19 protein-coding genes, 1 tRNA gene and 1 riboswitch are annotated in these 22,413 nt (G+C 43.6%); of the genes, 9 read left to right on the forward strand and 11 right to left on the reverse strand.

Features of this window, described 5'->3' with window-relative positions:
• The first annotated feature begins 199 nt into the window (after window positions 1–199).
• Entirely contained in the window at window positions 200–2,791 is a 2,592-nt protein-coding gene (locus AC30SF_RS08575; protein WP_489608173.1) for an autotransporter outer membrane beta-barrel domain-containing protein, read from the forward strand.
• Window positions 2,792–3,025: 234 nt separating this feature from the next.
• The gene (locus AC30SF_RS08580) at window positions 3,026–4,813 is read left to right on the forward strand and encodes an AMP-dependent synthetase/ligase (RefSeq protein WP_489608174.1); all 1,788 of its coding nucleotides are present in this window, start codon (window positions 3,026–3,028) and stop codon (window positions 4,811–4,813) included.
• 117 nt (window positions 4,814–4,930) lie between these two features.
• Here the strand turns inward: AC30SF_RS08580 and AC30SF_RS08585 are convergent.
• Window positions 4,931–5,007 (reverse strand) — tRNA-Met (locus AC30SF_RS08585).
• Window positions 5,008–5,267: 260 nt separating this feature from the next.
• Window positions 5,268–5,370, forward strand: a riboswitch (TPP riboswitch).
• Window positions 5,371–5,453: 83 nt separating this feature from the next.
• Here AC30SF_RS08585 and AC30SF_RS08590 point away from each other — a divergent pair.
• From AC30SF_RS08590 to cpdA, 3 genes are all read left to right on the forward strand, one after another.
• Window positions 5,454–6,509, forward strand: a complete 1,056-nt coding sequence (locus AC30SF_RS08590) for an ABC transporter substrate-binding protein (protein ID WP_489608175.1) — start codon at window positions 5,454–5,456, stop codon at window positions 6,507–6,509.
• 185 nt (window positions 6,510–6,694) lie between these two features.
• Window positions 6,695–7,318: an ADP-ribose diphosphatase gene (gene nudF, locus AC30SF_RS08595; RefSeq protein WP_489608176.1), complete on the forward strand. Its 624-nt coding sequence runs from the start codon at window positions 6,695–6,697 to the stop codon at window positions 7,316–7,318.
• Window positions 7,319–7,375: 57 nt separating this feature from the next.
• Window positions 7,376–8,200 carry a 3',5'-cyclic-AMP phosphodiesterase gene (gene cpdA, locus AC30SF_RS08600; RefSeq protein ID WP_489608177.1) on the forward strand — a complete coding sequence of 275 codons (825 nt, stop codon included), beginning with the start codon at window positions 7,376–7,378 and terminating at the stop codon, window positions 8,198–8,200.
• Between the two features lie 81 nt (window positions 8,201–8,281).
• Here cpdA and prmA read toward each other — a convergent pair whose 3' ends face one another.
• From prmA to AC30SF_RS08645, 9 genes are all read right to left on the reverse strand, one after another.
• Complete coding sequence (prmA, locus tag AC30SF_RS08605; protein WP_376922389.1) at window positions 8,282–9,166, reverse strand: 50S ribosomal protein L11 methyltransferase; 885 nt, start codon at window positions 9,164–9,166, stop codon at window positions 8,282–8,284.
• Window positions 9,167–9,177: 11 nt separating this feature from the next.
• The gene (gene fic / locus AC30SF_RS08610; RefSeq protein WP_489608178.1) at window positions 9,178–9,723 is read right to left on the reverse strand and encodes a protein adenylyltransferase Fic; all 546 of its coding nucleotides are present in this window, start codon (window positions 9,721–9,723) and stop codon (window positions 9,178–9,180) included.
• 5 nt (window positions 9,724–9,728) lie between these two features.
• The gene (gene panF, locus AC30SF_RS08615) at window positions 9,729–11,180 is read right to left on the reverse strand and encodes a sodium/pantothenate symporter (protein WP_489608179.1); all 1,452 of its coding nucleotides are present in this window, start codon (window positions 11,178–11,180) and stop codon (window positions 9,729–9,731) included.
• Entirely contained in the window at window positions 11,177–11,452 is a 276-nt protein-coding gene (locus AC30SF_RS08620; RefSeq protein ID WP_489608180.1) for a YhdT family protein, read from the reverse strand. Before AC30SF_RS08620 ends, panF begins: the two co-directional genes overlap by 4 nt.
• Window positions 11,453–11,475: 23 nt before the next feature.
• Window positions 11,476–12,909: a surface lipoprotein assembly modifier gene (locus AC30SF_RS08625; protein WP_209364752.1), complete on the reverse strand. Its 1,434-nt coding sequence runs from the start codon at window positions 12,907–12,909 to the stop codon at window positions 11,476–11,478.
• 72 nt (window positions 12,910–12,981) lie between these two features.
• The gene (locus AC30SF_RS08630; protein WP_489608322.1) at window positions 12,982–13,479 is read right to left on the reverse strand and encodes a Slam-dependent surface lipoprotein; all 498 of its coding nucleotides are present in this window, start codon (window positions 13,477–13,479) and stop codon (window positions 12,982–12,984) included.
• A 3-nt stretch (window positions 13,480–13,482) separates the two neighbouring features.
• A complete protein-coding gene (locus AC30SF_RS08635) occupies window positions 13,483–13,767 on the reverse strand; it encodes a hypothetical protein (RefSeq protein ID WP_489608181.1) in 285 nt (94 codons plus the stop codon).
• Between the two features lie 180 nt (window positions 13,768–13,947).
• On the reverse strand, window positions 13,948–15,360 hold the full coding sequence (locus tag AC30SF_RS08640; protein WP_489608182.1) for a multicopper oxidase domain-containing protein: 1,413 nt from the start codon (window positions 15,358–15,360) through the stop codon (window positions 13,948–13,950).
• On the reverse strand, window positions 15,361–16,113 hold the full coding sequence (locus tag AC30SF_RS08645) for a 1-acylglycerol-3-phosphate O-acyltransferase (RefSeq protein ID WP_489608183.1): 753 nt from the start codon (window positions 16,111–16,113) through the stop codon (window positions 15,361–15,363).
• A gap of 107 nt (window positions 16,114–16,220) precedes the next feature.
• On the opposite strand from AC30SF_RS08645, the gene lpxH reads away from it, so the two are divergent.
• Window positions 16,221–16,952, forward strand: a complete 732-nt coding sequence (gene lpxH / locus AC30SF_RS08650) for a UDP-2,3-diacylglucosamine diphosphatase (protein ID WP_489608184.1) — start codon at window positions 16,221–16,223, stop codon at window positions 16,950–16,952.
• The gene (locus AC30SF_RS08655; RefSeq protein WP_489608185.1) at window positions 16,945–17,451 is read left to right on the forward strand and encodes a DUF2301 domain-containing membrane protein; all 507 of its coding nucleotides are present in this window, start codon (window positions 16,945–16,947) and stop codon (window positions 17,449–17,451) included. Before lpxH ends, AC30SF_RS08655 begins: the two co-directional genes overlap by 8 nt.
• A 469-nt stretch (window positions 17,452–17,920) precedes the next feature.
• On the opposite strand, the gene AC30SF_RS08660 is transcribed toward AC30SF_RS08655, so the two are convergent.
• Window positions 17,921–20,236 (reverse strand): Tex family protein, encoded by a 2,316-nt coding sequence (locus AC30SF_RS08660; protein WP_489608186.1) that lies wholly within the window; start codon window positions 20,234–20,236, stop codon window positions 17,921–17,923.
• Between the two features lie 112 nt (window positions 20,237–20,348).
• Between AC30SF_RS08660 and greB the strand changes: the two genes are divergently transcribed.
• Window positions 20,349–20,828, forward strand: a complete 480-nt coding sequence (greB, locus tag AC30SF_RS08665) for a transcription elongation factor GreB (protein ID WP_489608187.1) — start codon at window positions 20,349–20,351, stop codon at window positions 20,826–20,828.
• Between the two features lie 100 nt (window positions 20,829–20,928).
• Complete coding sequence (mnmE, locus tag AC30SF_RS08670; RefSeq protein WP_489608188.1) at window positions 20,929–22,284, forward strand: tRNA uridine-5-carboxymethylaminomethyl(34) synthesis GTPase MnmE; 1,356 nt, start codon at window positions 20,929–20,931, stop codon at window positions 22,282–22,284.
• The last annotated feature ends 129 nt before the right edge of the window (window positions 22,285–22,413 follow it).

Here is a 22,413-nt window from a genome sequence, read left to right on the forward strand (position 1 = left end):
AAATTCATGTTTAAAAAACGGGAAAATCATAGCATAAAAATTGATTAAGATCATTAAATGCTGCAATCAGAAAATAACTTGTTCTTGAGCTAAAAGGGGCATTTTTAGTAGAATTTGCCGACAAATTAAACGTGATATTTTTAGCGCTGAGAGTCATAAAATACACGTGTCTCTTGATTAATCACGAAAAGGAACGAAGATGAAAAACACGCCAAAAACACACCGCACTTTTCAGTTAAGTTTGGTGGCAGCAGCATTAAGTTTAGCCCACTCGGCATGGGCGGTGGACCTCACTTGCAATACGCCAACCGGTTGTATATATACCCACGGACCTAACAACGAATGGAACATCAACAAAGCACCGACGGCATACAAAAATGCGCTAAATATCACCGTTGAAGCAGGAAATTACCAAAATAAAGCAAAAACAGAAAATGGCGCTGATCGCTCCCTAAATCAACCTAGTCAATTAACGGATTTTTTGTTTAGTGTTTATGATTCAACAGCACAAGGGAATGTCATCACCTTAAAATCAGGCGTTAAAGCAATACTCAAAGAGGATTATACGTCTAGCCAATTACTTGGTGCAGATGGCACAACAGCAAATTTAGAAAAAGGTGTCAAACTCATTGTTGACCAAAACTTCTCTCAAATTCACAAGATCCCTGATGCTTACGGTGAATTTGACGGCAATGCTGCAATTCGCTCCTATCATTCAACCATCAATACACAAGCAGACATTGAGCTCAATAATGACGGTTCAAATGCAATTGAATCGAGACAAGCATCGATCATTAATTCTTCAAATCATCAAATCACGATGAATGGAAAAAATAACACCGCATATGCACTTAACGAAAAAGACATTGTGAACATTGAGAACGTGACCGTTAACGGCAATCAGGATTTGCAATCTGTTTTTGATATTGCCACTGATCTCCCTGACACGCAACGTGTTAACGCTAAAAAGTTAAACGCCTCGTTAAACGATAAAAGTACCTTCATGGAAACCTATGAAGGTGGCTCACCAACGGTTAACTTAACTGATTCTCACATTAAAGCCGGTTATGGATTGATTTTGGGGACATTAGGTCAAGAACGCACAATCACTCTGAACTTACATAACACCGAATTAAATACCACTAAAGCACTCGTTTCCGTCAATGATCCGAATTTCCCATTTGAAGAAGACGAGGAAGACCTTGCCAATAAAGCCACGTTCCAGGTACAACTTCTTGCTGATAACAACTCTAAACTGAGTGGCGCAATTATTGAAAACCCACAAAAACCGGCAAACACTGAAGTAAACGTCACATTATCAAACAGCCAGTGGCGTTTTAATCAATCAAGTATTCTTCATCATTTGAATACGCAAAATTCAACGGTCAAATTTGAACCGACATCGGAATATAAAACGTTAACGATTAAAGGTGATCTCACTGGCTCCACCACCTTTGATCTCAATACCAATATCGCTGAAAACAAAACCGATAAAATCGTTGTGAAAGGAAACGCGGAAGGTGATCATCACCTTAATGTGACGGATCACGGTGCGCATGTAGCAAACGGTAAAGTAACCTTAGTTGAAACCAACAGCGGAAATGCAAAATTTCACTTAGCGAATGCCAATGGTTATGTGGCGCTCGGTGCTTATAAATACTTCTTAACCCCTGAAGGGAAAAATTGGGTGCTAGCGCACTCACAAAGCACAGTCACACCACAGCCACAGCCACAGCCACAGCCACAGCCACAGCCACAGCCACAGCCACAAGCTCAACAGCCACAAGCTCAGCAGCCACAGGCTCAGGCTCAGGCTCAGGCTCAGGCTCAGGCTCAGGCTCAGGCTCAGGCTCAGGCTCAGGCTCAGGCTCAGGCTCAGGCTCAGGCTCAGGCAAATATTACACCATCCTTACCGAAGACGGCACAACTACTTGAGAGCGCAAACGCACAAGTATCTCTTCGCCAAGCGGAATTACTGATGGTCGAAAATGAGTTGAACGGCATTCACCGACGTTTAGGTGAAATCAGAACCGGTGAGAAAAGCAATGTGTGGGTGAGAAACGTCAATTCACATCAAAAACTCACCGCACTTTCCACAGGTGAAAGTCAAACTTCCGGCTTTAAGCAAAACGTACATAGCTTACAAGTTGGTGCAGATGCTGCAGCGACGAATAAGGTGCGTTTAGGCGGATTTGTCGGACACAGCCAAGCCAATATTGACTTCAACAATCATTACGGCAACGGAAAAGTGAAAGGACAAGCCATTGGAGTTTACGGGACTTACATGGCTGACAATGGTGTCTATTTAGATAACATCGCGCAATATAGTCGCTTAACCGCTGACTCGAATCATACAGAAAAACAGCGTTACAACGCTTACACGTTAAGCAGTGAAATCGGCAAACAATTCCAATTAGCCGGCGCATGGACCGTGACCCCACAAGCGCAATTGGCTTGGATGCATATTAACGGTAAAGAAAAAGAAGATAGCCTCTCAGCCGTGTCTTCTCGTGTCGGATTACGTCTTGCGAAAACCTTCGAATTAAGCCGCGGATGGAAACTTCAGCCTTATGCCGAAGCGAATGCAATCACAACGCGAAATCATCATAGCGATATCAACTACCATGGTACTCAGCTCAATGTCGAAAGTTATCGCGGTCGTTTCACCGGTGCGGTCGGTTTAAATGCCGGTTTTGGCAATCATCGAATGGGATTAGAAGTAAATCGCGCCGACGGCAAACACATCAAGCAACCCTTTGGCGTACAAGTTGTCTATCGTTTTCAATGGTAGTTTAAACCATTCCTTTTCAGATTCCATCTGAACATTTATAAGAAACCGTAAGCGTTTTTCTTGCCAACAGAAAAACGCTTATTTTTTTCACCGCACTTTGTCGTTCTAAAAGCAAACACATTGCATCAATAAACTGGCTTGCCGTGTAGGCCTATTCATTGTTTTTATGGCTAGAGTTTTGCGCCTCAATCCGCTATATTAGCGCACAACTGTTAGCTGACTTTGGATTTAACCATGGATCTCAATTTTCACTTTATTCATCGCGTGCGTAGCCAAGCAAAAACACTGGCAAATCGTACCGCACTTCGTTACTTCAAAGACAACAATTGGTTGTCTATTTCTTGGTCAGAGTTTCAACAACAAATTGACCAAATTTCATTAGCGTTATTAGCAAATCATATTGATATTCAAAATAAAATTGGTATTTTTTCACACAATATGCCGCGTTGGACGATAACTGACATCGGTACATTGCAAGTGCGTGCCGTCACCGTGCCAATTTATGCCACGAACACCGCCAAACAAGCGCAATTTATTATCAATAATGCGGAGATGAAGATCATTTTCGTGGGTGACCAAGAACAATATGATCAAGTGTTAGAGATCGTCGATGAATGCCCGAAACTGGAAAAAATCGTGGCGATGAAAAGCACGATCCATTTGCATGAACACGCCAAAGCCTGCCATTGGCAAGACTTTATTGAGATGGCAGATGAGCAATATCAGGCAGAATTACAACAGCGATTGGATGGCAAGTGCTTGGCGGATTTGTTTACGCTAATTTACACCTCGGGCACCACCGGTGAGCCGAAAGGCGTGATGTTGGATTACGCGAATTTAGCGCATCAACTCAACGCGCACGATCAGGCGCTGAAAGTAGATGATACCGATGTATCCCTTTCCTTCTTACCCTTATCGCATATTTTTGAACGCGCTTGGGTGGCTTATGTGCTCCATCGCGGTGCGACCAACTGTTACATTGAAGATACCAATCAGGTGCGGTCGGCTTTAGCAGAGATTCGACCAACCTTAATGTGTGCTGTGCCGCGTTTTTACGAAAAAATTTATACGGCTATTTTAGATAAAGTGCACAACGCTCCCAAGCTACGCCAATGGATTTTCCATTGGGCGATGGCCATCGGACGTCAACATTTTGATGCCCTTGCCAAAGGACAAAAAATCGGCTTTTTGTTAAAACAACAATATGCCCTCGCCAACAAGCTGGTACTTGGCAAATTACGTGCGCTACTTGGCGGACGCATTCGCATGATGCCTTGTGGCGGTGCCAAATTAGAACCGACTATCGGTTTATTTTTCCATAGTATCGGTTTAAATATTAAACTGGGTTATGGCATGACAGAAACCACCGCAACCGTCTCCTGTTGGGATGATTTTCACTTTAACGCCAATTCCATCGGTCGCTTAATGCCGGGCGCAGAAGTCAGAATTGGTGAAAATAACGAGATTCTCGTACGCGGTGGCATGGTGATGAAAGGGTATTACAAAAAACCACAAGAAACCGCCGATGCTTTCACTGCAGACGGTTTTTTAAAAACCGGTGATGCCGGCGAATTCGACGCCGAGGGCAATTTATACATCACCGACCGCATTAAAGAATTAATGAAAACCTCCAATGGCAAATACATTGCACCGCAAGTGTTGGAAAGCAAAATCGGCAAAGACAAATTCATTGAACAAATCGCGGTCATTGCTGATGCGAAAAAATACGTATCCGCCCTTATCGTACCTTGCTATGCCGCCCTTGAGGAATACGCCAAACAGGTCAACATCAAATATCAAGATCGTTTGGAATTGCTCAAAAATTCCGAGATTTTGCAAATGTTAGAACAGCGAATCAACGAGTTACAAAAAGAGCTTGCCGGATGGGAACAAATCAAACGTTTCACCCTGTTGCCTCAGGCATTCAGTACGCAGCTGGAAGAAATTACCCCTACCTTAAAACTACGCCGAAAAGTCATTCTGCAACGCTATCAAACACAGATTGAGGCGATGTATAGTTAATAACGCGTGGCGTGAGTAAGAAGATTATTCACTCACGCCAGCCGCAATAAAGAAAAGAAAAAACCTGTTTTGAAAAACATCAAAACAGGTCTTAAAAAGAAGTTACATCATGAAAAATGGTTGCGGGGGCCGGATTTGAACCGACGACCTTCGGGTTATGAGCCCGACGAGCTACCAAGCTGCTCCACCCCGCGATTGAGGTGGGCTATTCTACTCATTTCAAAATAAATTGCAAGTTTAAATTTAAAAATAATCGCGTCTGACTTGAAATTGTACAGAATTCACACATTGTCTCTGTGAATTTATCGTTTTTAATCTCGGTCTAATCTCAGTCTGTTGAGACAGTCTGTTAAGACATAGGCTGCCTCCAGCAAAAGAAAAGGAAATTCAGAAAAAACAATAAGATGAAACATAACAAAACATTTACAAACACGAAGTAACATTTTATAGTAGTGCACGTTAGTCGGGGTGCTTCGTTCGTTTAAATAACGAAGCTGAGAAATACCCGTGAACCTGATACAGTTAGCACTGACGTAGGAAACTAATGCACTTCACTCTGCTTCTATGGCGTCTTTCAGCCGATTTCCCCCGTTGAGTTGTTAGCTGGTTTTATTTTTCAATCTCATCAAGGATTAGATCAATGACCATGCTTGCTAAAAATGATTCCCTTTTAAAAACGACCTTAAAAACCACCGCACTTTGCTTGCTTCCAATGCTGTTTTATACGCAAAACGCCCAAGCGGAAGGCAAACTCACCGTGTATTGCAGCGTGCAAAATGTCACCTGTGAAAAAGTCACAAAACGCTTTGCCGAAAAATATCATGTTGACACCCAATTTGTACGCAACAGCACCGGCACCGTACTGGGTAAAATCAAGGCAGAAAAAGACAATCCACAGGCCGATGTATGGTTTGGCGGCACCTTTGAACCGCACCTACAAGCCGCTGATCAAGGTTTGCTGGCAGTTTATCGCTCCCCATTACAAAAAGATATCATGCCACAGTTCAAAAAATTAATGGATGAACGAGGCGATTACACGTCAATTATCTATTTAATGGAAGTCGCTATCGGTGTGAATACGGAAAAATTAAAACAGCTCAATATTCCGGAACCGAAATGCTTCGCCGATTTACTTAAGCCCGAATTCAAAAATCAAATTCAATATGCCGATCCCCGCGTGTCCGGCACAGGCTATTCTTTTCTAACAACATTAGTACAACTTTGGGGTGAAGAAAAAGCCTTTGATTATTTGAAAAAACTCAATGCAAACGTGGCGCAATATTCCAAGAGCGGTTTAGCCACCGGTAATTTATCCACCGGAGAAGTGAGTGTGGACGTTTCCTTTATGCATAGCTATGTGCGTGAAAAAGACAAAGGCGCACCGGTAAAAGGCATTTTACCTTGTGAAGGCGTGGGTTACACACTGGGTGCGGTCAGCATTATCAAGGGTGCACGTAATCTCGAAAATGCCAAACACTTCGTGGATTTCGTCCTCGATGCGGAAGCACAAGAAATTCCATGGCGCGAATCCGATTCTTATCAAATTCCAACGAACATTCATGCTAAGGCGTCCCCGAAAGCCAGCGATCCAACAAAACTGAAGTTATTGGATATTGACTTCATCCGCTTTGGTGCCGATGCAGAAAGCAAACGCCTCATTGAACGTTGGGTTAAAATCACGCAAGAAGGAAAATAATTTCACCCATTCTTACGTTGGGAGAGCAACGTGCTCATTACGCCATACCATGGTTTTTTCGTTGCTCTCCGCCTCCCCAGTTTTGTGACCAACTTCAAAGATCCGAAAATTTTAGCCAAAATTCCATTTTTTTTTAGGAAGAATGAAAGTATCCTAACCGCCGGCGAACATTTAGGGAGAGAAAGATGTATCCGTTTCAACAATTTACTCAACAAGATATTGAGATTTTAGAGGATGAAACAGTTTATCGCGGTTTTTTTAAACTAAATAAAGTGAAATTTAAACATAAACTTTTTGCCGGTGGCTGGAGTGGTGTGGTTACGCGCGAATTGTTAATCAAAGGCGCGGCTTCTGCCGTTATTGCCTACGATCCGGTATTGGATAATGTCGTTTTGGTAGAACAAGTGCGTATCGGTGCCTACGATCCGACACTAAAACCATCGCCATGGTTACTTGAATTGATTGCCGGCATGGTAGAAGAAGGCGAAACGCCGGAATCCGTCGCATTAAGAGAAAGCGAAGAAGAAGCCGGTGCAAAAATCACTCATCTACAACACTGCTTAAGCGTTTGGGATAGTCCGGGTGGCGTATTAGAACGTATTCATTTATTTGTCGGCAAAGTAGATAGCACCCAAGTTGGCGGTTTGCATGGTTTAGCGGAAGAAAATGAAGATATTCGGGTTCATGTCGTTAGTCGAGAAACCGCCTATCAATGGGTTTGTGAAGGCAAAATTGATAATGGCATTGCCGTTATGGGGCTTCAATGGTTAGCGTTAAATTATCCTCAACTGAAAACGCAATGGCGATAACCCCATGCGTTTAGACAGCTCAGGCCATTTAGGCGCAGTTAATATGAGGAGTTTACTTTGTTAAATACCTATCAATATCACGCCCAACAAGAGGTCTTTCGTATTATACAAATTACGGATCCTCATTTATTCAAGGACATCAACGGGGAATTGTTGGGAATTAATACACAAGCCAGTTTTTCGCAGGTACTCACTGAGATCCAACAAGCCCACTATGCCTATGATCTCGTGCTAGCGACAGGGGATTTGGTACAAGACGGCAGTGATGAAGGTTATTTACGCTTTTGCGACAATGTAAAATCGCTAGAAAAAATGGTGTTTTGGATTCCGGGAAATCATGACTTTCAGCCTAAAATGGTTGAGCATCTCACCCAAGGCAACGTCAATGCCGGAAAGCACCTCTTATTAGGAGAACATTGGCAAATCCTATTATTAGATAGCCAAGTACAAGGCGTGCCGCACGGTCAACTTGAACCGGAAACACTGGCATGGTTAAAAACAAAGTTAGAGGCGCACCCTCAACGCTATGCCCTTGTTGTGTTGCATCACCATTTGCTGTCAACCGGATCGGCTTGGTTGGATCAGCATAATTTGCGCAATCCTCATGAATTAGCCAGCGTGTTAGCGCCATTTCCACGCGTTAAAGCCCTATTATATGGTCATATTCATCAACAGGCAGATAGCACATGGCATGGCTACCGTGTCATGGCCACCCCTTCCACCTGTGTGCAATTTAAACCGGACTGCAACAGCTTTACGCTTGATACCCTTCAGCCGGGCTGGCGTGAAATCGAGCTCTATGCAGACGGGCGTATTGAGACCCGCGTCAAGCGGATTCAGCAGGCTTCATTCTTGCCGAATTTTCAAGAAAGTGGTTACTAGCCTCTCAAAAACCAAGTGCGGTGAAAAAACGTGATATTTTTTCACCGCACTTTTTTATCACCGACTGACATCTATTGCGCGCTATGCCTTTAACTTACCGGTAATTCGACACCACTCTTCGCGCTCTGCCACCGGCTCGAGCACAAAACGCTCGGCGTAGGCATCGCACACGGATTGCGCTTGTGTAGCTAAAATGCCCGACAAGCCTAAATCTCCGTTGGGTTTCACTAACTGGCTAATCACCGGGTAAAGCTCCTTTAACGGCCCCGCCAGAATATTCGCCACCACCACATCGGCTTTCAAGTCTGACGGTTTTGCATCGGATAAAAACAGTTGCAAACGATCCGCCACACCGTTTTGTTCCGCATTGTTGCGGCTGGCTAAAATCGCTTGCGGATCGATATCAATACCGACCGCACTTTTTGCGCCTAGCTTCAATGCCGCAATGGCTAAAATGCCGGAGCCACAACCAAAGTCGATCACCGTTTTATCTTTCAAATCTAAACTATCAAGCCATTCCAAACAAAGTGCGGTAGTCGGGTGTGTCCCCGTGCCAAACGCCAAGCCCGGATCAAGCATCACGTTCACGGCATTCGGATCCGGCACATCACGCCAGCTTGGGCAAATCCACAAACGTTTGCCGAATTGCATTGGGTGGAAATTATCCATCCACTCACGTTCCCAATCTTTGTCTTCAATTTGTTCGATTTTATAGGCGGAATTTTCGTCTAAATGCTTTGCTTGTTTTAGTGCATTCACGACGACATTCATATCGGTTTCCGCATCAAACAAAGCAATTACGTCCGTGTTGCCCCACAAACGAGTTTCCCCCGGCAACGGCTCAAAAATCGGCGTATCTTGGCTGTCCATAAAGGTAACGGACACCGATCCAATTTCTTCTAAAAAATCACTGATTTGCTCTGCCTTTTCATTAGTACTGTTCAGGCGAATTTGAATCCAAGCCATGTGTTTATCCTTTATTCTTTTTCATAACCTTCATAATAGTAGGATTGTTCGATACCTTTAAAAATAATTTCACGGTTATCCACATCATCCGTTAAATTATTTTGCAATAAAAAACGGATTTCTAAATCATTAATCGGACTACGCTCCATTGCCTGCAAATACAAGGTTTTATCGACATTTTGCCAGTTCACTACTTTGCCTAAATTTTTCTTTAAGATTAAATCCAACCAAATTCTTGTTGAACGTCCATTACCTTCCAAAAACGGATGGGCAATATTCATTTCAACATATTTATTAATAATCCCCTCAAATGTCGTTTCGGGCATTTGCTCAATTTTGCCCAAGGCTTCTTTTAAATACAACGAATTGGCAAAACGAAAATTGCCTTTGGAAATATTTTGTTCTCGAATCACGCCGGCAAAATCATACAAATCTTGAAATAAATAGCGGTGAATTTGCTGCAATCCCCGTGTTGTTCCCACTTCAATTTGCTGAATATCATTCGTTTCAAACAAGCGGTAAGCATTTTCTAAGCTTTTTTGATCGATTTTTTTCATGTATTTTACCTGTCATTTTCACCGCACTTTGAATGGCGCTTCTCTCCAATTTTATTCCCCATCAAAAATGCCGCTAAGCCGAAGACTAACGCTGGCACAATCGGGTTGAAGCCAAAAAGTTTAATACCAAATTGGGTAAATAAAATAAACGAAACTAAGCCGACCAACATGGAGCTAACCGCACCGTAAGCATTAGCTTTGTCCCAATACAGTCCTAATACGATAACCCATAAAAATGCGGCTTCCAAACCACCAAAGGCAAAAAGATTCAACCAAATGATCATATCCGGCGGATTGAGAGAAGCGAAAATTAAAAGTGCGGTCAAAATTAATGTAATTACTGAAGAGATTCGACCGATACGTTTTTGGTTTTGCACCGCCTGCGGTTTTGCTGCCAAATACAAGTCCTTCACAAAAATAGAAGACGACTGAATGAGCTGGGCATCCACCGTGGACATAATCGCCGACATTGGTGCTGCAAGGAAAATCCCCGCCACAATCGGTGGCAACACTTGCAACATCAGGCTTGGAATCACTTTATCCGATACTGTTAAATCCGGCACGATGGCGCGCCCCAATGCGCCCGCCAAGTGCATACCAAACATGATAATCGTCAACACAATCGTGCCGATCAACATACCATTGTGCAGGGCTTTGCTGTCTTTAAACGCCATGCAACGCACTGCCGTGTGCGGCAAGCCCACCACACCGAAGCAAACTAAAATCCAGAAAGACGCCATAAATTGGAAATCTAACATCTCATTTGGTCCGTACGGGCTGACGAGGCTTGGGTCAATTTCAGTTAATTTTTTGACCGCACTTTCCACGCCACCTACCTGATAAATCACGCCGACCAATAACACAATCGTGCCTAGAATCATCACGGTACCTTGGATCGTGTCCGTTAACACCACAGCACGGAAACCACCGATGAAGGTATAAATCCCCACGGTTAAAGCGAAAATTAACAAGGCTTGAGTGTAAGGAATGCCAATAGTCGTTTCCAACAAACGGGCACCACCGATAAATTGCACGGTCATCGCCGCAAAGAACGCGATCAACAACGCGACGCAGGCAATCCACACTAAATATTTGTTTTTATAGCGATAAAGCAATAAATCATTGATCGTCAAGGCATTAGTTTCTCGGGAAAGCAAAGCAAATTTTTTCCCCAACGCACCGAGAGCCAACCACACTGCCGGCACTTGGATCATAGCAAGCAGAACCCAGCCCAAACCATACTTATAAGCCGCACCGGGGCCACCGATAAAGGAACTGGCACTGGCATAGGTAGAGGCGGTCGTCATGGCGAGCACGAAGCCAGTCATGGAACGGTTGCCGACATAATATTCGGAAAGAAAATCACCACCTTTTTGACGTTTGACATAAGCATAAATCGCCGCGCCGAACACGAACGCCAAATAGATGATGAGCGGAAAAATAATCCCTAGGTTCATTGATGACGCTCCGTTGTCGAATGTTGTTTTTCCTGTTCCACATCTAGCGGAATATCCTGAAATACAATTTTAATCAGCCAATACGCTACCACAATAAAGAGAATAGGTAGGTAAATACAGGCAAGTTCAAACCACAGCGGAAAGCCGATCGGTCCTTGTGTACCTTTTGGCAAGTAAGCACATAAGCACCAACCAATCACATAAAACAGTGTTAAACCTAATGCCCAGCGGGCTTCTTTCGTTGCTTGTCGATAGCGTTGTTGTAACGTCATGATACAGTTGCCTCAATCCATGATTAAAACGTTTTACTCATTTCTAAATAAATCCGATTTTTATCATAGCGATAAAACGGATGATTGCTGTCATTTTTTTGGTATGACCAGGTGATTTTCGGCGTAATACCCCAGAAATACACGTTACGATGCCATAAAGTGACATTGGTTTGATATTCCTTGTTTTTTTGACGAATACCAAGTAAATCTTCCCCTTTATACGCTCGTCTTGCATAGGCAACAGAAAGACGACTGGAAATACCCAAAGGCCATTCTTGCACCCAACCTAAACGCACGTTTTTACGCTGATAGGCGTTATCACGATCACGTGTATTTTCTCGATTATAATCCGCACCGATATACCAATATTGTCCGCTGTAAGGTAAAAATAAGAGCGTATTCGACCACAAATAATTATTGCCATTTAAATGTTTACGCGTGGCATAACGCTGCTCGCCATATTCAAGTGCGGTCGAAATTTGCCATGATTTATTGAGCCAGTGGGTCACATCAACACGTACACCGGAATTTTTAGAATATTGTTTCATGGCATCACTGCCGGATGATCCACCGGAATACCAACGTCGTTCTGTGAAAGGCACTAAGGCAAGTTCAGTATTTGCCGTTTGATAACCCAAACCGGCACCGATTCGAGCATTAAATTCGTTATATTTTTTGTTATCCCAATAATATTTGCCTTGCCCATCTAACACCAGTTTTGCAAAAAACTGATGAGGCAACGACCATTTCTTTTCAGCTCCCACATAATAAGACAGCCCATGCGCCTGTTCTCGCTCCCAAGCTTTCCACGCACCAATACGGGTGCCGGCTTTTGGCGCATTATTAATATTGGATTCATTTAAAAAACTGATGCCACCGTTGATTTTCCACTGATCTCGTTGGTTAATTGCGGTTAAATACTGATCGATCATTTGCTGCGATGAGGCATCATTCACTTCCGCACGAAGTTTTTGGAATTGATCTTTCGCCGCTTCATTATCGTTATTCAAAAATAACGCATGGGCTAATTGATAACGCAATGGTAAAACTTCAGGATGTTTTGCAAATAATTCACGATATTGCTGCACCGCTGAGGCATAATTCCCTTGATGCGTTGCCATCATAGCCTCGCCCCAAGCCACCAAAAAAGGATCTTGTTGTGGCAAATTTTTGTATAAGGGCAACAACAATGCCACTGCCTCCGCATGGCTTTGCAGCAATGCCGGAATCAGGCCGCGGATAATCAAATCCGGTCGTTTAGCAAGTTCTTCTTTTGTAATAGACAGAGTATGTTCTTTTGAAGTGGAGGTCTCCACAACGTCATGTTGAGGCAATTGAGGGCTCGCGAGCTTTAAATGCTCTTCAGGCGATGCATTCTTTGGTGCAGCAATTTCTGCCGCTGCTGAAGCAGACACGAATACGCCAATCGCAATTCCAAAAGATAAGGGTAATTTCATCATATCGTTTTAACCATATATTCAAATAAATAAAGCAAGCACATGGCTTGCTTTATTGTTCACTCGGGGAGATTACTGTTTCTTACCGACAAAACCGGCGCCCCATGAATTATCATTTGCTTTTGCCAAGCCGCCTAATTCTAGCGCATTATTGCCATAAAACTTACCTTCAACTGCGCCATCAGTCAATTTTGTCGATTTAGCCGTACCCTCAAAGCTATTACCGGAAATATTCGCACTAATATTAATGGTTGGCGCATTGTTGGCTGTAATAGAACCGCTTAGCGTCTTCGCACCAAAATTAACATCAAAAGAAGATTGACCGACTACCTCATCAGAATCATCGCCAATATCATCTGACAAAATAATGCTATCGCCTTTATACGACGCCAAACCGGTTACAGGCATATTTTGGGTTGGAATGCCATTATAGAACAGAATATCTTTTTCAGTCGGACCATTGCTTAAAGATACGCCCATACGGACATTGGCATACTTACCACAACATACGGCTGTATTATTTATACGTTGCCAGCTACCTGCGTAAATGCCAGGGTAAGTAAGTGTAATCTTTTAGCCATCAACCTCTAATTGATTTATATTTGCGTCGTTGAATTTAACATTTTTGACTTGAACCTTGTCATCTTGTCCAGAGATAACAACAGCTGAACCTGTAACAGTTTGATTTGCCTTAGTTGAATTTTGTGTTGGCAAATTGGTTTTAGATGGTGTTGCCTGTGTTTTTTGTTCATTGCTTGGTGCAGCGGTATTATCACTGCTACCACCACTGCTCCCACAAGCAGCTAATGTGAATGCGGCTAATGCCGTTAAACTAAACTTAACAATTGAATTTTTCATTGTGGAATCCTTAATACATGAGAAAAAATACGATGATACACTTACTGCAGGCCTATGCAGGCCTATGCAGGCCTATGCAGGCCTATGCAGGCCTATGCAGGCCAGAAATATAGCATATCAATTTCAAAAATGAAGTCTCTTTATGTAAATAAAATGTAAAGAAAACATCCTTAAAGAAGACTACTGCACCAACATCAATCCCATACAGCCTTTGTCTGTCAACATTAAATCGGAAGCGCCGAAGGTGAACGGATGATTACTAGAAGACGTGTTTTCAAATTTCACTAAAAGAGACAGGTTTCCGTTGATGAGTACGCTATCTTTCCAGCCGATTTCATTTTGCGCTAACGGTTTGTCATTCACAGATTCGACAATAAATTTTGCGCCGACCACATTAAAACCTACCGGAGAGGAGGCGCTGAGGTGCCAGCGTTCTACGCTACCAAGGGTTGCAGAAACATCCAAGCGACGCGGATCAAAGCGTTTTTGGTTTATCGTGGCATTGTTGGTATCCAGATAAAACGTGCGTTCTTGTTGCACGTTAGCCGACAGCAAACTCGGTGCATCCGTGTTAAATTGCCAAGTCTGTTCTTTTTTCTCAAAGGCACCGGCAAGACCTTCCGGACGCAGTTCTAAAATTCGATTATCAATTAACTCACCGTCAGAATCAAAGAAATGACTGATGTTATCCAAAATACCGCGTTTTTTACCGGTAATGAGACTCACGTTTTCACCGTCATTTAAGTCCACCAAAATTTCCACACGCTCACTTGGCGCGAGTGTAATGACATTGCGTTTTTGACCTTGCGGCAAGAAACCGAGATCTTGTGCAATGAGCGTAAATTCGCGCTCGTCATCAAAACGTAATTCATAGGTGCGGGAAAGCGAGGCGTTAAGGAGACGTAGGCGCACTAAGCCGCGTGGTACCGTGAGATAAGGTGCTTCTTGACCGTTGACAAACAAACGCTCACCGACAAAACTGCCTTGATTTTGTTGGAAGAGTTGCGCACCTTCACTGTTCAGTTGCATATCTTGGAGAATCAACGGAATGTCGTCCACGCCATATTTTTGTGGCAAACCCAATTTCAAACTTTCTTTATCTTCGATAATCCATAATCCAACTAACCCACGATACGTTTGATACGCTGAGCTGGCAAGGGTGCAGGCATGATACCAGCAGGTGGACGGTGCTTGCGTAATAGGAATGATCGGTGACCAGGTTTCGCCTTTTTGTAAGTTTTTCGCAATGCCGCCGAGCAACTCGCTCGAGGCTTGCAAACCTTGAATATTCATTGCGACAAATTGCGGCAAATTATTTTTCCAATTCAGTTTGGCAAAATCGTCTTTCTTAATTTTAATGGTTGGCCCTAAATAACTGCCGTTAAAGCCCCACACTTCGGTACGTTTTCCGGGCAATAACGGTGCTTGGGTATTTTGCATATTCAGAAAAATTGGCTTGCCTCGCCGTGCCTCAAACAGCGGCGGAATTGTCAATGTAGGCCGTGTTGCCGCCAACAAAGGTATCGGCACACTGAAAAGTGCGGTGGAAAATAAGGTTGTTTTTAACAGCTGACGACGGGAGCAATGTTTCATTTAGGCCTGCTTATTCTCGTTTTTCTGTTCAACTTCTTTTTGCGCCACTTCGCGGTCCAATTCCGCAATGCGATTTTGCATCACATCATGGCAATATTCCGCTAATTCGCGCACATTTTCACGGCTGTAGCCGGATACATCAATAGGTTCCAGCATTTCACAAATCACTGTGCCATTATCCCAACGGTTTAAATCGATTTTATTGTGGGTTGTCGAGCAAACGACCGGCACAATGGGTACACCGGCGACAATGGCGGCGTGAAATGCCCCGGTTTTGAACGGCAATAACCCGCGTCCGCGACTACGCGTTCCCTCTGGGAACATCCAAATGGACAGATTATCTTCATTAATACGACGAGCCAATTCCGACATGGTGTTATGCGCTTTAGAGCGGTTATCACGATCGAGAAAAATATTGCCTGTTGCCCAATATAAAATACCGAAAAACGGTACCCAAATCAGACTCTTCTTGCCGACGCTCACTGTACGAGGCATGACCATGTAAGAAATAGTCACCATATCGTAGTTATTTTGATGGTTGCCAATATAAATACAGCGACCCACTTTATCGGCATTCGCCGGGAAACGATGTTCCACTTTCAAACCAAAGAGCGGATGTAACCGTCCAAACCAACGGGCAAAAATACCCACATTACTCGGATTACGGAAACGAATGAAAGAATAAAGCGTACCGAGGATACAAATAAGAATACAACAAATAACAATGATGAAAATTCTGGCGATTTTTAGCATGATAAAGCCCCTTAAAATTTGCGTAAGTATAACGAAATTAGCCCGTTAAGTGTATTCATAACGATGAAATGTGCTAATCTAATCAAAAATTTTTTAATTGAATTGCTATGCAAAAAACCTATTTTATTGCGGATTTACATCTCTCCGAAAATCGACCGCACTTATTAGCCCTGTTTCGTCAATTTATGCAAGAACAAGCGCCAGAAGCAGAAAAACTCTATATTTTGGGCGATTTATTTGATTTTTGGATTGGCGATGATGAACAATCCGATCTCATCAGCGAAGTGCAACAGCTCATCAGACATCTGACAAAACAAGGCGTGCCATGCTATTTCCAGCACGGTAACCGGGATTTTTTGATTGGCAAAAAATTTGCTAATGCGTGCGGGCTGACGTTACTGCCAACTTATCAAGTCATTGATTTATACGGCACGCCCACCCTTTTATGTCACGGCGACACCCTTTGCGTGGACGATGTGAAATATCAACACTATCGCCAAAAAGTTCATCAAAAATGGCGCCAGTGGCTGTTCTTACATTTACCGTTAAAAGTGCGGTTAAACATCGCAGAGAAAATTCGCGCGAAAAGCCGTCAGGATAAACAAGTAAAATCGACGGAAATCATGGATGTGAATGCCGATTTTGTGCAGCAAATGTTTGCGAAATTTCATGTGACACAAATGATTCACGGACATACACACCGTCAAAAACACCATGAAATTCCACCGCACTTTCATCGTATCGTGCTGGGTGATTGGGGAGAAACCGCTTCCCTTTTAGAAGTCACGCCCCATTCAATCGAATTTATTAATGATACATTAAGGAGAAAACATGGCTGATCCGCATATTAAATCGCCTATGGATCGTTGGGATTACACAACAGTCATCATTTATCGCTTGGGCTTTGTCTTTGCCGTTCCAATGTTGTTTATGCTGCCTTGGTATCCTGCAACAGCACACGTTGGTTTGCTTATCGCAGCGACCTTATGTGCCGCTTGCGTGCATTTATATATGAAAAACTTCCGCTATATTTTTCAATTTGCCATGTGGGTGGGCTTGCTCTGCCAAGTGTTAGGTTTTCCGCAACTGGCGCTGGGAGCGGCATTTTTGGTCCTCGGCGGATTAAGTTATAAAGAATATTTTTGCTTCCGTGTCTTTGCCTTAAATCTACAACCGATATTTTTTGCGGTGTTATGGTTCGCCTTATTATTCAATATCACTTGGTTAAGCACTTTATTATGCTTTGTGACCGGTATTCTCATTTTGCTATTAAGCATTCAAAAATGGCGCATGCCGTTGCATTTTGACATTGGCGATAAAAGCAAATATCAGGTGTAATTTCTATTATCAATGCACAAATAACAATCCGCATGTAAAACGTGTGGTTTTTAGGCTCCCCTATAAGGGCCTATACTTCACAAGCCCCTCAAGGGGATTGTGAAAACCGGTCACCGTGTTTATTTTCATATCACTATTTTAGTGAATCGTAGCGTGCAATTTGTTGCACGAAATCATGAATGCCCGAAAGCGTTAAATAACGTTCCGTGCGTAATTTGGTCGTGCATCAAGATGCACGCTACACATGAAATCGTGAATTACGCATCGAGGTTAATTATTCGTGCAACAAGTTGCACGCTACACATGAAATCGTGAATTACGCATCGAGGTTAATTATTCGTGCAACAAGTTGCACGCTACGAGGAAGGACTCCATACGCATAGCGTATGTTTTTTATAACCAGACTTTGGTTGGCTATAATAAAAAAACAGGCTAATCAAGTTGATTAGCCTGCTTGCCATCCTAGGCGTTACTTCTTCCAATTCTTCAGCGCATCCGCAAAGGCATTGCCCATTGCATTATTTGCTCGCGAATTGCTACGGTCTTGGCGGGCATTATCAGAACGCGGTTTTGCGGATAAAGTGCGGTCAGATTTTCCGTCATTTTTCACCGCACTTTCATCTAAACGCATGGTTAATGCAATACGACGACGCGCCACATCCACTTCCAATACTTTCACTTTCACGACATCACCGGTTTTCACCACTTGATGCGGATCTTCCACGAATTTATCGCTGAGAGAAGAAATATGAACCAAACCGTCTTGGTGTACGCCAATATCCACAAAGGCACCGAAATTAGTCACGTTGGTTACCGTACCTTCTAAAATCATGCCGGCTTTTAAATCCGTAATTTCTTCCACGCCCTCAGCGAAGGTGGCAGTTTTAAATTCACCGCGCGGGTCGCGTCCCGGTTTTTCCAATTCTTTGAAAATATCCTGTACTGTCGGCAAACCGAATTGCTCATCGGTAAACTGTTTTGCATCAAGCTGGCGCACTAAGCCTGCATTGCCCATTAAATCCTGAATCGATTGTTCCGTTGCTTGCAGAATTTTTTCTACCACCGGATAGGCTTCCGGGTGTACACCGGAGGCATCCAACGGATTATCGCCTGCAGCGATACGCATAAACCCGGCGCATTGCTCGAAGGCTTTAGGGCCTAAACGCGGAACTTTTTTCAGTTGCTCACGGCTGTCAAAACGCCCGTTTTCATCACGATATGCCACGATATTTTGAGCAATCGTTTTAGTCATACCCGCCACTCTCGCCAATAACGGCACAGAGGCAGTGTTTAAGTCTACACCAACAGCGTTTACACAGTCTTCCACCACCGCATCCAATTTACGCGCTAATTGGCTTTGATTTACATCATGTTGATATTGCCCCACGCCAATGGCTTTCGGTTCGATTTTCACCAATTCTGCCAATGGATCCTGCAAGCGACGAGCGATTGACACGGCTCCACGCAAGGACACATCCAAATCCGGAAATTCCTGCGCAGCCAATTCGGAAGCGGAATAGACGGAAGCACCCGCTTCGCTCACCACCACTGTTTGTGGTTTATTTTCTTTAATTTCCTTGATCACATCTTTGGCGAAACGTTCAGTCTCACGAGAGGCTGTCCCATTTCCGATAGCAATCAATTCCACGTTGTGTTGTTTAATTAATTGGAAAATAGACAACATCGCACGCTCCATCTGCCCAGTGTGGGGATAAATGGTATCGGTTGCCAATAACTTACCGGTGTTATCTACCACGGCCACTTTCACACCGGTACGCAGACCCGGGTCTAACCCCATCGTGTTCTTGGCGCCTGCCGGAGCAGCCATTAAAAGTGCGGTCAGATTTCGTGCAAACACATCAATAGCTTCATCTTCCGCTTTCTCACGCAAGGTTGCCATAAGTTCCGTTTCTAAGTGCAAGGCCACTTTAATTTTCCATGTCCAAGCAATCACTTGCTCACGCCATTTATCGGCAGGTTGACCATTAAAACGAACACCTAAATAATCACGAATAATCTCTTCACAATAGCTTTGGCGACTGTCCTCTTCCGCTTCCGGGTCCGCATTCAAACTTAATTGTAAAATGCCTTCATTGCGACCACGGAACATCGCCAAAGCGCGGTGAGACGGCACATTTTTAAGCAGCTCTTGGTGATCAAAATAATCTTGGAATTTCGCACCTTCCGCCTCTTTGCCCTCAATCACCTTAGAAACGATAAGTGCATTTTTGCTTAAATAATCACGTACTTTTGCCAACAATCCTGCGTCTTCGGCAAAACGCTCCATCAAAATATAACGGGCACCGTCTAATGCAGCCTTAACATCTGCCACGCCTTTCTCCGCATTCACATAATCAAGTGCGGTGGTTTCCGGCGCTGTTTTTGGCTCGTTCCAAAGTAAATCCGCCAATGGTTCAAGACCTGCTTCAATGGCAATTTGGCCTTTGGTACGACGTTTTGGTTTAAACGGCAAATACAAATCTTCCAACTCGGTTTTGCTTTGTGTAGCTTGGATTTTGTCATGTAATTCATCCGTTAATTTGCCTTGTTCTTCAATGGATTTCAGAATGGTTTGGCGGCGGTCTTCCAATTCGCGTAAATAAATTAATCGGGTTTCAAAATGACGTAGTTGTGTATCATCTAAGCCGCCGGTGGCTTCTTTACGATAACGGGCAATAAAAGGAATCGTGTTGCCATCGTCTAATAATTGAATGGCGGCAAGAATTTGACTATCGCGTACATTTAACTCTTGCGCGATAAGTTGGCTAATCTGCTGGTTTAACATGATATGTACTTCTTAATAATGAAAAAACGGGCATAGCATACTGTTTTTGCGCAAGAGGCTCAAATGTTTGTTCCTTTTTCGGTATAATTTTACGGCAATTGAGGACAGAATGATGGCAAAGTCAAATTACATTACCCGACAAGGCTGGAATGTGTTGGATCGGGAATTAAAATTTTTATGGAAAGAAGAACGCCCAAAAGTCACACAGGCGGTATCTGATGCTGCCGCATTGGGCGATCGCAGTGAAAACGCGGAATATATTTACGGTAAACGCCGCTTGCGGGAAATTGATCGCCGTGTACGCTTTCTTACTAAACGGCTGGAAGTGCTACAAATCGTGGATTATTCCCCGAAGCAAGAAGGAAAAGTGTTTTTCGGTGCATGGGTGGAGCTAGAAAACGAAGATGGCGAAGTGAAACAATATCGTATTGTGGGCTGTGATGAATTTGATCCGGCGAAAAACTGGATTTCCATTGATTCACCGGTGGCGCGTGCCTTAATTGGTAAAGAAGAAGACGACGAAATTACCGTAGAAACCCCTTCCGGTAAGATTCAGCTCTATGTGAATCGTATTTGGTATGAAAAGGCTTAGTCAAATAAAGTGCGGTCAATTTTCTTCGCATTTTACGCATTGAGATAAAATTGAGATAAAAACATTGAGATAAAAAATCGGCACCTTTAAAAGGAGAGTTATGAAAGAAACAATCGTCGCTCAAGCCACTGCGCCAGGGCGTGGCGGTATTGGCATTTTACGTGTATCAGGCCCGAAGGCCACTGATGTGGCACAAGCGGTATTAGGAAAATGCCCCAAACCACGTATGGCAGATTATTTGCCCTTTAAAGATGCGGATGGCACGGTATTAGATCAAGGGATTGCACTGTATTTTAAAGGGCCAAATTCTTTTACCGGCGAAGACGTGCTTGAACTTCAGGGCCACGGCGGACAGGTCGTATTAGATTTATTACTAAAGCGTATTTTACTTATTGATGGCATTCGACTCGCGCGTCCGGGCGAGTTTTCTGAGCAGGCATTTTTGAACGATAAATTGGATTTAGCCCAAGCGGAAGCGATTGCCGATTTAATTGATGCAAGCTCCGAACAGGCAGCACGTTCAGCACTGAAATCGTTGCAAGGCGAGTTTTCCAATAAAGTGAATCAGCTTGTGGATTCCGTCATTTATTTGCGTACTTATGTGGAGGCGGCGATTGATTTTCCGGATGAAGAAATTGATTTTCTTGCCGATGGCAAAATTGAAGGACATTTGAATGGCATTATTGCGCAGTTGGATCAGGTGCGTGCCGAAGCAAAACAAGGTTCTATTTTGCGTGAAGGCATGAAAGTGGTCATTGCCGGCCGCCCTAACGCTGGGAAATCCAGTTTATTGAATGCCCTTGCCGGGCGTGAAGCGGCGATTGTCACAGACATTGCCGGTACTACGCGGGATGTGTTGCGCGAGCATATCCACTTAGATGGCATGCCATTACATATTATTGATACCGCAGGCTTACGTGATGCGACAGATGAGGTGGAGCGCATTGGTATTTCACGTGCATGGAATGAAATTGAACAGGCGGATCGTATTTTATTGATGCTGGATAGCAGCGATGCCGAGCAAGATTTAGCCAAAGTGCGGTCGGAATTTTTAGCAAAATTACCGAATACTATTCCGGTTACCCTTATTCGAAACAAAGCGGATTTAACCGGTGAAACGGAACGCTTATATGAGCAAGACGGTTATACGGTCGTCAATTTGTCCGCAAAAACTCAGCAAGGCGTGGATTTATTGCGTGAGCATTTAAAACAAGCGATGGGGTATCAAACGGGGATCGAAGGGGGATTCTTAGCTCGCCGTCGCCACTTGGAAGCCTTAGAACAGGCGGCACAACACTTACAGACAGGACACATTCAATTAACCCAATTCCATGCCGGTGAATTGTTGGCGGAAGAGTTGCGTATGGTGCAAGATGCCTTAAGTGAAATTACCGGCCAGTTTACCTCTGATGATTTGCTCACGAATATTTTTAGTTCGTTTTGTATCGGGAAATAGAGGCAAAGTGCGGTCGTTTTGGGTGGCGTTTTAGGTATTAAAACGGCTCATTGGGAACGATAAAAGAAGTGGATTACAACAAACTTCACATACTGAAGAAAGTGATTTTCCTAGTTAGAAAATCTAAAG

This window comes from Aggregatibacter valvarum, assembly GCF_980468985.1.